This is a genomic window from Brachybacterium sp. Marseille-Q7125 (assembly GCF_023062615.1).
Classification (GTDB): domain Bacteria; phylum Actinomycetota; class Actinomycetes; order Actinomycetales; family Dermabacteraceae; genus Brachybacterium.
Genome location: NZ_JALLAL010000059.1, coordinates 1 through 14,618, shown reverse-complemented (window position 1 = coordinate 14,618; position 14,618 = coordinate 1). Strand labels below are relative to the sequence as shown.

9 protein-coding genes are annotated in these 14,618 nt (G+C 70.5%); 6 read left to right on the top strand and 3 right to left on the bottom strand.

From position 1 onward, the window contains the following. The 3 genes from MU407_RS12210 to MU407_RS12200 all read right to left on the bottom strand — a co-directional run. On the bottom strand, nt 1-529 hold a 529-nt coding region (locus MU407_RS12210), incomplete at its 3' end, for a response regulator transcription factor (protein ID WP_246957866.1). Continuing rightward, nucleotides 526-2,127: a HAMP domain-containing sensor histidine kinase gene (locus MU407_RS12205; protein WP_246957864.1), complete on the bottom strand. Its 1,602-nt coding sequence runs from the start codon at nt 2,125-2,127 to the stop codon at nt 526-528. The genes MU407_RS12205 and MU407_RS12210, both read right to left, overlap by 4 nt. Before the next feature lie 39 nt (nt 2,128-2,166). Then, the gene (locus tag MU407_RS12200; protein WP_246957862.1) at nt 2,167-5,655 is read right to left on the bottom strand and encodes an efflux RND transporter permease subunit; all 3,489 of its coding nucleotides are present in this window, start codon (nt 5,653-5,655) and stop codon (nt 2,167-2,169) included. Between the two features lie 215 nt (nt 5,656-5,870). Here MU407_RS12200 and MU407_RS12195 point away from each other — a divergent pair, with 215 nt between their 5' ends. From MU407_RS12195 to MU407_RS12170, 6 genes are all read left to right on the top strand, one after another. After that, nucleotides 5,871-7,235 (top strand): MATE family efflux transporter, encoded by a 1,365-nt coding sequence (locus MU407_RS12195; RefSeq protein WP_246957860.1) that lies wholly within the window; start codon nt 5,871-5,873, stop codon nt 7,233-7,235. A 31-nt stretch (nt 7,236-7,266) separates the two neighbouring features. After that, nucleotides 7,267-7,953, top strand: a complete 687-nt coding sequence (locus MU407_RS12190) for a hypothetical protein (protein WP_102237329.1) — start codon at nt 7,267-7,269, stop codon at nt 7,951-7,953. Nucleotides 7,954-8,103: 150 nt separating this feature from the next. Beyond that, a complete protein-coding gene (locus tag MU407_RS12185; protein WP_233190986.1) occupies nt 8,104-8,817 on the top strand; it encodes a 4Fe-4S dicluster domain-containing protein in 714 nt (237 codons plus the stop codon). Between the two features lie 5 nt (nt 8,818-8,822). After that, on the top strand, nt 8,823-10,232 hold the full coding sequence (gene nrfD / locus MU407_RS12180; RefSeq protein ID WP_102237328.1) for an NrfD/PsrC family molybdoenzyme membrane anchor subunit: 1,410 nt from the start codon (nt 8,823-8,825) through the stop codon (nt 10,230-10,232). Beyond that, the gene (locus MU407_RS12175; RefSeq protein ID WP_158239515.1) at nt 10,229-13,432 is read left to right on the top strand and encodes a molybdopterin-dependent oxidoreductase; all 3,204 of its coding nucleotides are present in this window, start codon (nt 10,229-10,231) and stop codon (nt 13,430-13,432) included. The genes nrfD and MU407_RS12175 overlap by 4 nt, the downstream gene beginning before the upstream one ends. 1 nt (nt 13,433) lies before the next feature. Next, complete coding sequence (locus MU407_RS12170) at nt 13,434-14,480, top strand: 4Fe-4S dicluster domain-containing protein (RefSeq protein ID WP_246957858.1); 1,047 nt, start codon at nt 13,434-13,436, stop codon at nt 14,478-14,480. The last annotated feature ends 138 nt before the right edge of the window (nt 14,481-14,618 follow it).

Sequence of the window (14,618 nt, the reverse complement as noted above, 5' to 3'; positions counted from 1 at the left end):
GGGCCTGGTTGGGGTTCTCGAGGAACACGCGCGCCATGGTGAACTCGCGCGAGGACAGCTCGACGGACCGCTCCTGGCCGCCCACCTCGCGGCGGGCCACGCGGGTGCGCAGGTCCAGGGCGAGATCGCCCAGCTCGAGCACGTCGGCGCTGACCGTCCCGGCACCGGCGGTGGCTTCGCGGGCCCGCAGCTTCACGCGGGCCAGCAGCTCCTCGAAGCGGAAGGGCTTGGCGATGTAGTCGTTCGCACCGCCCTCGAGGCCCTGCACGGTGTCCTCAACGCCGGTGCGCGCGGTGACCATGAGGATCGGGATCTGCACGTCCATGCCACGCAGGGCGCGCAGCACCTGGAAGCCGTCCATGCGCGGCAGACCCACATCCAGGATCAGCAGGTCGAAGTCACCGCTCGAGGCGAGGTCCAGGGCGGAGATGCCGTCCTCGACGATCGTGGGTGCATAGCCGTTGGCCTTCAGGCCGCGTTCCATGAACCGCGCGATCCGCGCCTCGTCCTCGGCGATCAGGATCCTCATGCCCCGTCCTCTCCGTTTCTCCTCGCCGGCAGGTCAGCAGCCACTATTCCACCGGCCGTCCGTGCCTGATCAGTATCGCCCGACGCACCCCCGTCGGCCCCCTGTCCCCCGTCCACGTGCTGCGGGAACGCGATCGTGAACGTGGAGCCCTTGTCCGGGGCGGAGAGCAGCCGTACCACGCCGCCGTGCCCTTCGGCGATCGCGAGCACGATCGGCAGGCCCAGCCCGGAGCCGTTGCCGCGGGAGTCATCCACCCGGGCGAAACGCTCGAAGATGCGGCGCTGATCCTCCGGGGCGATACCCACGCCCTCGTCCTGCACGGTCACGTGGATCTCGGGACCGTCGGCACCCAGCACCCGGTCCGCGCTGAAGCGGATGGTGGAGCCCTCATCGCTGTAGCGCACGGCGTTGGCGGCCAGCTGCACGACAGCCTGGGTGAGGCGCTGCTCATCGGCATCGGCCACGACGTCGGCGGCGCGCTCGAACACCCAGTTGCGCTCGGCGATATGCGAGATGCGGGCGAAGGCGGAGCGTGCGAAGGCGGCCAGGTCGAGCGGAGCGCGGCGCACGAAGTCGGGGCGGGCGGAGGCGGCGAGCTCCGAGAGATCCCCTACCACGCGGCCCATCCGGTCCAGCTCCTCCATCGCAATGTCATGGGATTCGCGCACGTCCGACGGGTCATCGGCATCCGTCATCTCGAGGGTCCCGCGCACGATGGTCAGCGGCGTGCGCAGCTCATGGCCGACGTCGCTCATGAAGCGCCGCTGCTCGGCGACGCCGCCCTGGATCCGCCCCAGCATGTGGTTGAAGTTGCGGGCCAGCGCCGAGATGTCATCGCCGCCGCCGGGGACGGGGACGCGGTATTCGAGGTCGGCGACGGTGATCTGCCCGGTGGCGGCGCGCAGATCCTGCAGGGGGCGCAGCAGGCGGCCGATCACGACGTACCCCACCCAGCCGGCGACCAGCAGGGTCGCCAGCGACAGGCCGGTGAACACGCCGACGCTCTGCCACAGGTCACGGCGCTGGGTGCCGATGTCGGAGGCGACGACGAACACGCCCTCGGAGTCATCCCCGGCGACCGTCACGGAGGCGACGAGCATCTGCAGCTGCCGGCCATGCGCCTCCATCTCGACGATCCGGGAGCGGCCGGGCCGATGCTCGGCGAGGATCGCGTCTTTGACCCGCAGCGATTCGGCGGAATCATCGGGCAGCAGCGCAAAGTCCTGGACGCGCGGCTGGTAGCGCTTCTCACCGTCGACGAAGGTGATCACCGATTCGTTGTCCGAGGGGGCGGCGGAATCCGTGGCGGCCAGCAGCAGAGAGTCGACGGTCTCGTGCCCAGAATCGCCATCGGGACCGCGATCACCGGCAATGAGCTCCAGCTCGCTGTACTCCTGCCACAGCTCGGCCTCCACCCGATGGTCCAGGGCCCGGAACTGGGCGGCATAGGTCAGCAGACCGGTGATCGCCAGACCCGCCGCCATGAAGGCGAGCATCACCGTGAGCACCCGGGTGCGGACCGTGCGGGAGCGCGGCCAGATCCGCTCACGCAGGCTCGGCCGGTCACGCGCGCTCAGCGCCGGGGCAGGGGTGGGCATGGCCCGATGGTAGGCGAGACCATTTGGATGACCGTGGGGTCAGGGCCGGCGTCGGCGCTCGCGCAGCATCCCCACGATCCCGCCGCGATCCTTGAGGGACCGACGCCGACGGCCCGTGCCGGTGGTCGCGGTCGTGGTCGGGTCAGGCTCGCGCGCGGGTCCGTCCCCGGGCTCCGCCTCGCGCCGCTCTTCCTGCTCGCGCTCCGCGCGTGCCTCACGGCCCCGCGCCTCACGTGCTTCACGGTCCCGCGCCTCGCGCTTCTCCCGCAGCTCCTCCTGCCGGGCCTCCTCCCGCAGGCGGCGCCGCTCCCCCGGGCCCTCGGTGATCCGGTACAGCACCGGCACGATGACCAGGGTCAGCAGAGTCGAGGTGATCAGACCGCCGATCACCACCACTGCGAGGGGCTGGGCGATGAAGCCCGCGTTGCCGGTCAGGCCCAGCGCCATGGGGATCAGCGCGAAGATCGTCGCCGCCGCGGTCATGAGGATCGGCCGTAGACGCTTCGCCGCCCCCACGTGGATCGCCTCATCCAGGGCCATGCCGGCGCGTCGGTACTGGTTCACCAGGTCGATCAGCACGATCGCATTGGTCACCACGATGCCCACCAGCATGAGCAGACCGATCATCGATGGCAGGCCCAGCGGCACTCCGGTCAGCGCCAGCAGACCCAGCGAACCGGTGGCCGCGAACGGGATCGAGACCAGCAGCACGAGCGGCTGGATCAGCGACTTGAAGATCCACACCAGCAGCACATACGTCAGCAGCACCGCGGCAACCATGGCGATGCCCAGCTGGCCGAAGGTCTCGTTGATATCCGCGGCGGTGCCGCCGAGCGTGGCCTCCACGCCCTCCGGCAGCTCCGCCTCATCGATCGCGGCGAGCGCCGCATCGGTCGCAATGCCGACGTCCTCCCCCGCGGGGATCAGCGAAACGGTCACCGTCTCGAGCGAGTCGCGCGTGGAGATCGTCGGGCGTGACATCTCCTCGCTGACCTCGGCGACATCCGTCAGCGGCAGACCCGGCATCAGGTCAAGCTCCCGCAGCTGCTCGAGGGTGTCGATGCTCTCGGTGCGCGTGATGTAGATCGACAGCTCCTGGTCATCCAGCGTCACGCTGCCCACGGCGCCGGGGAACATCGCGCGGGCCACGAGCCCCACCACCGCATCCTCGGTCAGGCCCCGCGCGGCAGCGGCCTCCCGATCCACCGTGACCTGGGCGGTCGGCTTCTCAGCCGCGAGATCGGTGGAGACCTCCCGCACCCCCTCGGGCAGCGGATCCAGCTGCTCGAGCAGGGCGTCGCTCGCGGCCTGACGGTCATCGGGGGTGGGGCCGGTGATGAGGATGTCCACCGAGCTGGAGCCCGTCGGCGAGGAGACATCCGAGGCCTCCACCTCCCCGGAGCCCTCGATCGCGCTGACCGCGGCGACCATCTCGTCCTGCAGGGCCTGCTGATCCGCATCCGGATCAGTGGTGATCGAGTAGCTGACCTCCTCCGGTCCCCCGCCGAAGCCGAACTGGCCGCCGCCGATCGTGGTCTGCACAGTCTGCACCCCGTCGATCTCCAGCAGCGCCTCCTCGCTCTCGGCGGCCTTCTCGGAGGACTGCTCGAGGCTCGTGCCGGCCGGGAGCGTCTGGGAGAGCGCGGCGATGTTCTGCCCCGTATCCCCCAGGAAGGAGATGTTCACCAGCGGCAGCAGGAACACGGTGCCCACCAGGATCGCGATCGACGCGCCGACGGTCAGCAGGCGTCGGGTGCGCGTGGCGAGGGTGGCGCGCAGGGTCGGCGCATACAGGCGATGCAGGAAGGACCGCTCCTCCTTCGCCTCGGAGGCCTCGCGGATCTGGGCGACCTGCGCGGCGTCATCGGGGTCCACGTCCTCATGGCCCTTGGGGACCTTCAGGAACCAGTAGGCCAGCACCGGCACGATCGTCAGCGCCACCAGCAGGGAGGACAGCATTGCGATGCCGACGGTCAGGGCGAAGGGGCGGAACAGCTCCCCCGCCATCCCGGAGACCACGGCGATCGGCAGGAACACGACCACGGTGGCGAGAGTCGAGGCGGTGATCGCGCCGGCCACCTCCCCGGTCGCGTCCAGGATCGCGCGCCGACGGGTCTTGCCGTACGCGAGGTGGCGCATGATGTTCTCGATCACGACGATGGAGTCATCCACCACACGGCCGATCGAGATGGTCAGCGCCGCCAGGGTCAGCATGTTCAGCGTGTAGCCGGTGACGTACATGCCGATGAACGCGATGAGCAGCGAGGTGGGGATCGAGATCGCGGTGACCACTGTGGGGCGCACGCGCCGCAGGAACAGCAGGATCACGCCGACGGCGAAGAGCAGACCCAGCAGGCCCTCCTCGGCGAGCGCGACGATGGACTCCTGGATGAAGGGCGCCTGGTCGAAGACCACATCGGACTCGGCGCCACCGCCCACGCCCGGGAGGGTGTCGGCGAGGGCCTGCTCAACCCCGTCGGACACATCCACGACGTTGCCGTCCACGGTGGCGGTCACGACCATGACGAGGGACTCGCGGCCGTTGGTGCGGGAGATCGAGGTCGGGTCCTGCGTGGTGCGCTCCACGGTCGCGATCTCGGAGAGCTCGACGGGCTCGGCGGGCTGCTCAGGCTCGCCGGGCTGCTCAGGCTCGCCCGGCTGTTCGGGGGCGCCGGGCTGGGCGTCGGCGCCGGGCTGGGCCTCCGCGCCAGGCTGCCCGTCGGCCCCCAGCTGGCCCTCGCCCTCCTGGCCCTGCTGCTCCTGGCCCGGCTGCTCGCCGCCGCCGTCGGCCGGCATCACCATGAGCCCCTCGAGGCTCTCGATGCTGTCGACCCGCTGGCCGAGCACCACATCCAGGGTGCGGTCATCGTCAGTCACGGTGCCACCCGGCAGGGACAGGCCGTTCTCATCCAGGGCGGTGGCGATGTCGTCCTCGCTCAGGCCATGCTCGGCCAGGGCGTCCTCATCGGGCGTGATGCGGACGATCTCCTCGGGGGCGCCCACCACCATCACCTGCGCCACCCCGTCCACGCGCTCCACCTCGCGCACCACGGAAGCCTCGAGGCGCGTGGCCAGCTGCGCCGGTTCCAGATCGGAGGAGATCGACGTGACCACGGCAGGGATATCGGAGGTGCCGCCAGCCATGACCGTCGGCTCCGCCTCCTCCGGCAGCTGGTCCTCGATGCGGGTCAGCGCCGCATCGACCTGGTTCGAGGAGCGCGCCACATCGGTGCCGTAGGTGAGCTCGACCGTCACCATCGACAGCCCCGCCTGCGAGGTCGACGAGGTCCCCTCCACGTTCTCCAGGCCGCTGACCGCCTGCTCCACCGGCCGGGAGATCCGCTCGCGCACCTGCTCCGAGGACGAGCCCGGCGAGGTGGTGATCACCTGGATCTGCGGCAGCTGCACCGACGGGATCAGCTCCTGGCGCATCGTGGTCATCACCATGACGCCGATGATCGACACCGCGATGCACACCAGCGCGATGAAGGATCGGTTGTTCAGGCTGAGTGTGGCCAGGCGATTCACGCGAGCTCCTGCGAGACGACAAAGGGGCGCCGGGGCGACGACACAGCAGGCGCCCGGGACCGGATGGACGGGAGACCCAGAGGCCTCGCGGGAACCCTCTCACAGCGCCCTGAGCGTCCGGACCCGACGATGGTCGAGGCCGAGGTGGAGGCTGGGGTGGGGCCGGGGCGACGCCCGGAGGCAGACCGGGGACAAACAGGGGAGAATAAGGGCCCGTGACCTCCTCTGCCGATTCCTCCCCCGCGGATCCCGGGCCCGAGAGCGCCCGGCGCCGCGTGGACCGGGACATCCTGCGCCTGGCCATCCCGAGCCTCGGCGCGCTCGTGGCCGAACCGCTGTTCCTCCTGGTGGACTCCGCGTTCATCGCCCGGGTGTCCACGACGTCGCTGGCCGGGCTGGGGCTCGCCTCCACCGTGCTGACCACGGTGGTGGGGCTCGCCGTGTTCCTCGCCTACTCGACCACCGCCGCGGTCGCGAGGTCCTTCGGCGCCGGGCGCACCACCGAGGCGATCTCCCGCGGGATCGACGCCTGCTGGCTCGCACTGCTCATCGGGGCAGTCACAGCGCTGGGGCTGCTCGTCGGCGGCGGACCGCTGCTGGCTGCCTTCGGGCCCTCTCCCGCGGTCCTCGCCGAAGCCCGCACCTACCTGCTGATCTCCGCCGCAGGCCTGCCGGCGATGCTCGCGGTGCAGGCCGCCACCGGGCTCGTGCGCGGGATGCAGAACGCGGTGCTGCCGCTGGTCGTGGCCGTCGGCGGGGCGCTGGTGAACATCCCGCTGAACGCCGCGCTGATCTTCGGCCTGGACCTCGGGATCGCCGGGTCCGCGATCGGCACCGTGATCTGCCAGTGGGCGATGGCCCTGACGCTGCTGGCCGTCATCGTGCGCCGCGCCCGCGCCCGCTCGATCCCGCTGAGCCTGGACCTCGGCAGCCTCGTGGCAGTGGGCCGCGATGCGGTGCCGATGTTCGTGCGCACCGTGGGGCTGAAGGCCGTGGTGGTGATCGCCACCGTGGTCGCCACACGGCTCGGGGACGTGCAGCTGGCGGCGCATCAGCTCGCGAACACCGTCTTCGCGATGCTGGCCCTCGCCCTGGATTCCCTGGCGATCGCCGGGCAGGCCCTCACCGGGCGGTACCTCGGCGCCTCGGACCCGCGCACCGTCCACGCCGTGACCCGTCGGCTCATGACCTGGGGCGTGGGCGGCGGCGCCGTGGTCTCCGTGCTGCTGCTGGGCGCCAGCTACGTGATGCCGGAGCTGTTCACCCCTGATCCGGCGGTGCAGGAGCACCTGCGAGCCGCCCTGTGGGTGCTGGTCATCACCCAGCCGATCGCCGGATACGTGTTCGTGCTGGACGGCGTGCTGATGGGCGCGGGCGATGCCCCGTACCTCGCGAAGGTGCAGGCCATCATCGCCGTCGCGATCCTGCCCGGTGCCGTGGCGGTCGCGCTGTGGGCGCCGGCGGATCCGTGGGGCGTGGCATGGCTGTGGCTGGCCTGCAACTTCCTGTTCATGGTGCTGCGGGCGGTGGGGCTCGGGCTGCGGGTGCGGACCGATGCCTGGATGCGGCTCGGGGGCTGAGGCGCCCCACCCGCGCCTACAGTGGCGAGGCATGACCGATCGTGAACGCCCCGTCGAGCCGCCCCTGACGCCCCGCGCCGCCCAGCAGCCCGAGCTGGACGCGGACACCGCCTCCCGCATCGCCGCGGTGTGCCGCGAACGCGCTGGGCTGTGGGAACTCATCACCGACCTGCTGCGCACACCCGATGCCGAGCTCGTGGACGCCGTCCGGGACGGCTCCTTCGCGGAGCGGCTGCAGGGCTCGACCACCTGGCTCGGAGCAGACAGCGGACGCTTCCTGGACAGCGAGCTGACCCTCGGGGCGCTCGCCCGGCGCTCGGCGCGCATCCCCCGCGCGCATGATGAGCAGGAGCTGCGCGAGGAGCATGAGCGCGTGTTCCTGGATCCGACGCACGAGCGCACCCCTGAGCGGGAGCAGCGCCGCGAGGCGGTGCGCACCCTCGCCGGGCAGCTCGCCGAGCGGTGCCAGCAGGAGGCCACGGCCTGGGATGCCGTCGACCACGCGGCCGCCTCCGCGCTGCGGCGCCAGGAGCAGGAACTGCTCGAGAGCGAGGCCGTGCCCACCTGGCCGGCCTGGGCGGAAGAGGTCGAGCAGTCCGCCCGCAAGCCCTTCCTGCGCGCCGCGATCCGCTGCGTGGTCAGCACCCTGTCGGTGGAGACCGGGCGGGACTTCGACCGCACCGTGTTCGACCAGGGGCTGGTGTTCGACTTCGACTGACACCTCCCGGCTCGCACCCTGACCAGTTGCCCCGGAAAGCGGCGGGACCGAAGTCCCCTATATGAGCGTCCTCACGATGGGACGGTGGTCCGAAACGTCCGGACATTCACGCCCGGAACTCCCCGCCCGAGGACACTGGAAGGACACAAGATGGGTGCCGTTCCCCTGACCCTCATGCGCCGGCCGCCCGCTGAGCGCGATGCCACCCCCGACGAGGAGGTCGTGCACCAGCCCCGTTGGGGCATGGTCATCGATCTCCAGAAATGCGTGGGCTGCGACTCCTGCACGGTTGCGTGCAAGGTCGAGAACCGCACTCCGCCCGGTGTGAACTACAACGTCGTCCTCGAGGGCGAGACCGGGGAATACCCCAATGTGCGGCGCACCAACGTGCCCCGCCCGTGCATGCAGTGCGACAACCCGCCGTGCGTATCCGTGTGCCCCGTCGGCGCCACGTACAAGGCCGCAGATGGCACCGTCGTGATCGACGCCGACCGCTGCATCGGCTGCCGCTACTGCATCACCGCCTGCCCCTACGGCGCCCGCTCCTTCGACTTCGGCGAGTCCTACGACCAGGAGATGCAAGGCGCCAACCAGGTCACGTCCCCGGAGTGGGGCGTGGACCGTGGGGAGCGCGGCGAGCGCTTCAAGAGCCCCATCGGCACCGTCCGCAAATGCACCTTCTGCACCCACCGCCTCGCCCGCGGCGAAGAGCCCGCCTGCTGCGAGACCTGCATCGGCGACGCCCGCTACTTCGGTGACCTCGATGACCCCGAATCAGTGGTCGCCAAACTCGCCGCGGACCCGCGCGCCTTCCGACTCAAAGAAGAGAGCGGGACCGAGCCCCGCGTCTACTACCTGAGGTGAGCCCGATGTCCTCCGCCGCTCCCGCCCGCTCCGAGACCACACCCGCCCCGTCGCAGGAGCCGACGCGATCGCGCTCACTCCTGCAGCGGCTGCGGGATGACCATCGTCGGCGCTCCGATATCGCCTACGCGGACTCCACCATCCCGCGCTCGACGATCAACCGCCGCAAGCTCATCTGGTACGTGAGCCTGCTGGTGGTCATCGCCGCGACGATCGTGCCCACCCTCCTGCGGCTGTGGCACGGGCTGTCCCGCACGGACCTGACCAGCCAGATGCCCTGGGGCGCCTGGATCGCGCTGTACATCTTCTTCGTGGGCCTCTCGGCCGGCGCGTTCCTGCTGTCCTCGCTCGTGTACGTCTTCGGCATGCACCGCTTCGAGCGGATCGGCCGCGCCGCCCTGACCAGTGCCATCGTGTGCATGGGGGTGGCGCTCGTGTTCGTCGGCTTCGACCTGGGCCGCTGGGACCGGGCGCTGTCCACCCTGTGGCACTTCGAATGGACCTCCCCGCTGTCCTGGGAGGTGCGCTTCTACACTATCTACATCGCCCTGCTCATCGCCGAGCTGACGATCGCGCTGCTGGTCCACCGTCGGAAAGCGAAGAGCCCCGAGAAGTCCCACCGCTGGCTGAAGATCCTCGGCATCATCGGCCTGCCGCTGGCGATCTTCGGCGTCCACGGCGGCACCGGCACCATCTTCGCCGTGGTCGAGGCGCGCGGCATGTGGTTCGGCGGCCTGTTCCCCGTGATCTTCGTGCTGTCCGCGATGGTCTCCGGCACCGCCCTGCTGACCCTCGTGTACTACCTGCAGTCCAAGGCCGTGGGGCGCCCCGTGGACACGGGCCTTATGGCGGGTCTGGCAACGGTTCTGTCCGCCGTGCTGGCCATCGACCTGGGCCTGACGTTCTACGAGTTCATCGTGCCGCTGCTGGCCAATCAGCACCACGACATGAACATCATCTCGGTGCAGGCCACCGGCCCGTTCTGGTGGACCTTCTGGATCATGCAGCTGGGGCTGGGCATGATCGTGCCGTTCATCCTCACGATCACCAGGCTCAAGCACAACCCGAAGATCGTCGCGATCGCCTCCGCGCTCGTGGTGCTCGGCATCATCGCCGTCCGCTTCAACATCGTGGTGCCGCCGCTGCTGCCGCCGATCATCGACGGCTACCCCTGGAGCGACTACCTGCCCACGCTCAGCGAGCTCGCCGTCTGCGTGTGCTTCGTGGCCTGCGGGATCCTGGCCTACTCGCTGTTCGCGGAGTTCCAGCCGATCCACGAGCCGGACCCGGATGAGGCCGCGCACATCGGCTCCGGCATCGAGGCGGACCGCGCTGCGGACCGCACACACGCCACCCCGCACGCCGCGGGCACCACCGCCCCTGCCGCGGCCCCCGCCGAAGGAGATCAGCCATGACGCAGACCCCCTCCCGCCCCGAACCGGACACCACCGCAGAGCAGACGACCTCCGGCCCCTCGCGGCGCGCCGTCATCGGCGGCACCGCCGCGGGCGTCGTGGGTGTCGGCGCCCTGGGCGCCATGTTTCACGAGGGCTTCGGCGGCCGCTACACCCAGCCCACCGCGCACGGCACCGGCGACGAGGACGACGCCTACGGCGCTGACGATGTCATCTACTCGATGTGCATGCAGTGCAACACCTTCTGCACCATCAAGGTGCGGCTGACGGAGCCCGGGGATTCGGGCGCCACCTCGCTCGTGCGCAAGATCGCCGGGAACCCGTACTCGCCGCTGACCACCCAGCCGCTGCCGTCGATCCCCTACGACACCCGGCCCGAGGAGGCCGTGCAGGGGCTGGGGAACATGCCGCGCGACGCGAAATCCCGCTCCGGTGGTATCGCCTGCCTGAAGGGCCAGGCCGGACCGCAGATCGTCCACGACAACCGGCGGCTGACCCAGCCGCTGAAGCGCGTGGGCGAGCGCGGCTCCGGCAAGTGGGTCACCGTCACCTGGGAGGAAGCCATCCAGGGCATCCTCGAGGGGGATGAGGAGCTGGGCACACCCGGCATCCAGCAGTGGTGGGCCTACGCCCCGCAGGACGAGGTCATGGCCGACTGGGAGAAGGTGAAGGCCGGGGACATCTCCCAGGAGGACTTCACCGCCACCTGGGGAGAGAAGCTCATCGACCCCGAGATCCCCGAGCTCGGCCCGAAGTCCAACCTCATGGCCCTCATGACGGGCGATAAGCAGTACCTGCTGGGCGAGCGCTTCTTCAACCAGACCTTCGGCTCGATCAACCAGTTCAACCACGGCGGCACCTGCGGCGTCACCGGGGTGCAGGGCAACATCCACACCCACCCCACCACGCGCTACAAGCGCATGTACGCGGACATCGACTACTGCGACTACCTGGTGGTGTGGGGCACCGAGCCACTGACCGCGCAGAAGGGGCCGACGTGGCTGGCGCCGCGCATCTCCGTGGCGCGCCGCCGCGGCATGAAGATGGCCGTGATCGACCCGCGGATGTCCAAGACCGCGGAGAAGGCCGATGCGTGGCTGCCGGTCAGGCCCGGTCACGACGCCGACCTGGCCTGGGCGATGATCCGCTGGATCCTCGAGAACGAGCGCTTCGACGAGCAGTACCTGCGTGCCCCCGGCGCTGCGGCGGCGGCGAAGATCGGCGAGCCCACCTGGTCCGATGCGACCCACCTGGTAGATGTCACCGATGAGAAGCGGCCCAAGCTCTCGGCGATCGATGAGGGCCTCATGGACGCTCCCGAGGAGCCGGAGGAGCCGGCCGGCCCGCCGCGCCTGGAGCCCTTCGCCGTGGTGTGGGCCGATGGCCAGCTGCGTTCCGCGGAGGACTACGCGGAGCTCGCTGACCTCGAGGTGGACATCGAGCATGAAGGTCGGCGTCTGAAGTCCGTGTTCACGCTGCTCAAGGAGCGAGCGATGGAGCGGGAGCTCGAAAGCTACGCCGAGGCCAGCGGGATCGCCCTGAACCAGATCGAGGAGGTGGCGCGCAACCTCTCCGCCGCCGGCAAGCGTGGCGTGGTCATGAGCTACCGCGGCCCGGCGATGCACACCAACGGCTTCGATGCCGTGCGCGCCATCGGCTACCTGAACTTCCTGCTGGGCAACCATGACTGGAAAGGCGGGCACATCGGCGCACAGTCCGGCTTCTCGCCGCGTTCAGGTCGCTACGACCTCGACACCGTCGAGGGCGGGTACCAGCCCTGGGGCATCCCGATCACGCGCGAGAAGCAGGTGTACGAGAAGTCGCCGTTCTTCGAGCGCGACGGCTACCCGGCCAAGCGGCGCTGGACACCGTTCGGCGGCAATCAGCTGCAGGAGGTCATCCCGTCGGCCGCCGCCGGGTACCCCTACTCGCTCAAGGCCCTGTTCGTGAACCGTCACGCACCGCTGAACTCCTCTCCGGGGGCGCACCGGCAGGCGAAGCATCTGCAGAATCAGAAGGCGATCGAGCTGCTGGTGGTGTTCGATCTGACGATGTCCGATACCGCGACGTACGCCGACTATGTCCTGCCGGACCTGTCCTACCTGGAGAAGTTCACGCAGGAGAGCGTGTATCCCTCGCAGCAGTACCGGGTGCAGCAGCTGGGGCAGCCCGCCACGCGGGCCTTCGACGGGCCGCGGGTGCCGGAGGAGACCCTGCTGGAGCTGGGGCGGGCCCTGGATCTGCCGGGCGTCGGCGAGGGAGCCTTCGGGAAGGGCACAAGCTTCGAGGCCCCCGTGGACTACTGGCTGAAGATGGCCGCGAACGTCGCCTACGCGGGGGAAGAGCCGGTGCCCGATGCCGACGGCGCCGAGCAGGAGGTGTTCCTGCGCGCCCGCCAGAAGGCGCTGGGCGACACCTTCGATGTGAACCGGTGGAAGCAGGCCGTCACCGAGGAGGAGTGGCCCAAGGTGGTCACAGTCCTCAACCGCGGCGGGCGATTCTCCGGCCAGGCCGAGGAGCGGGCCGACGGCTACGAGGGGGACTGGCTGAAGAACCGCTACGGCGGGCTGTGCCAGTTCTACTCCAACCAGACTGCCGCGCAGAAGGACTGCATGACTGGTGAGCATTGGGATGGCCTCGCGGCGATCCGCCCGGTGATGAAGTCCGACGGGACCGTGCTGGAGCAGACGCCGGAGCGTCCGCTGCAGTTCGTGAACTGGAAGTCCCGCACCCAGGGCACGTACCGCACGAACAACTCCGCCTGGCTGCGGGAGGTCAAGGCCTCCAACTACCTGTGGATGGCGGCATCCGATGCGGCTGAGCGCGGCATCGAGAATGGCGACATGGTGCGCGTGACCTCCGCCTCCGGGGAGGTGGAGGGCATGGTGCAGGTGCTGCAGGGCATTCGCCCCGGCGTGGTCGGTGCGGATTCCGCGCAGGGGCACAAGGGCTACGGCGCCTCCGCCTACGAGGTGGACGGCACCGTGATCGACCCCGTGGAGGGCTACGGCCACGCCGACTCCGCCCGTCGGATCATCCCCGGGCAGGAAGAGGTGGGGATCGCACCCCATCGCGGCACCGGCTTCTCCGTCAACGCCCTGCTGGATGAGGACACCGTGGAAGGCGGCGGCGGGATGATGGATCCGATCGGTGGCGGTGCCGCGCAGCTGGACACGTGGGTGCAGGTGACGAAGATCTGACATGGATCCCGCAGCGCGCTCCCCGGACTCCCCCGAGCGGATCGCCGCCGCAGCAGCGACAGGTGGCACCTCGCTGCGGCTGCGGTGCTCCGTGGCCGCGGGCGGTGGGGAGGGCGGCGCGGGCTCGGGGCCGGTGCTCCATGACCTGCGTTGCACCGCGGAGCTGCACCCCGAGGTGATCGCAGCCGCCGCCGGGCAGCTGGCGCGCAGTGCGGTGGAGGCCGCGGAGCAGGCGGAGGCAGGTGCTGGGGCGGGGGCGGGCACTGCCCGGGCCCGGGCCGCTGCACCTCGAGCTGCCGGAGACCTCGCGGGCGCACCGGGGTCCACCGCAGACGCCGAGGCGCCGCAGGCGCGGCTCGAGCTGGTGCGCGCCGACTGCTCCGTGTGCCCGCTCGCCCGGGAGGTGCCGGAGGCGGGGGCGGACTCAGCGGCAGGCGCGGGGCGCTCCATCGCCGGGCTCGACCGGGCGGTGGCTCGCGCCGAGCAGCTCGTGGACAGCGCCGGGCTGAACTGCGAGATCGTGCAGGTGGAGCAGCCGCTGCGAGAGGGCGGGGCACGGCCGCGGCGCTGGCAGCGCGGGGCGCTGTTCTCGGCGCTGCGGCGGCGCCGGGACCCCGCGGAGCTGCAGCCGGTGCGGCCCGTGAGCGTGCCCGCCATCTCCCCCGAGCGCGGGGTCCTGCTGGCCGCGCTGCCGCGCGCCACGGTGCCGGTCCCCGCGCCGTCGCGCCGCGGGTGCACGGCCTGCCGGGCCTGTGAGCAGGTGTGCCCCACCGAGGCGATCATGTGGCGCGCCACAGAGCGGGTCACGGACTTCGGGGTGGTGCCGATGGACTGCGTGGCCTGCGGGCTGTGTGTTCAGACCTGCCCAGAGGACGTCCTGGAGCTGACCGGGCAGGCGGATGTGGGTGGGCCCGTGCAGGTGCTGCACCGCGTGATCACTGCCCGCTGCGAGCGCTGCGATGCGGCGCTAAGTCCCGGCGAGAGGGACCGCTGCACCCGCTGCACCACCGGCACCGACTTGCTCGACGAGGTCTGGTCCCAGCTCTGAGTCGGGGCGATCCACCTCAACCCGCGCGACGGAAATCGACCTGTCAGCAGCACGCCGCCTGCATATAACACGGCACGTGCCGCTGAGAGGTCGATTTCCTCCGGTCGCGCTGAAGACCCCGCCGCCCCAGCCCGGCCC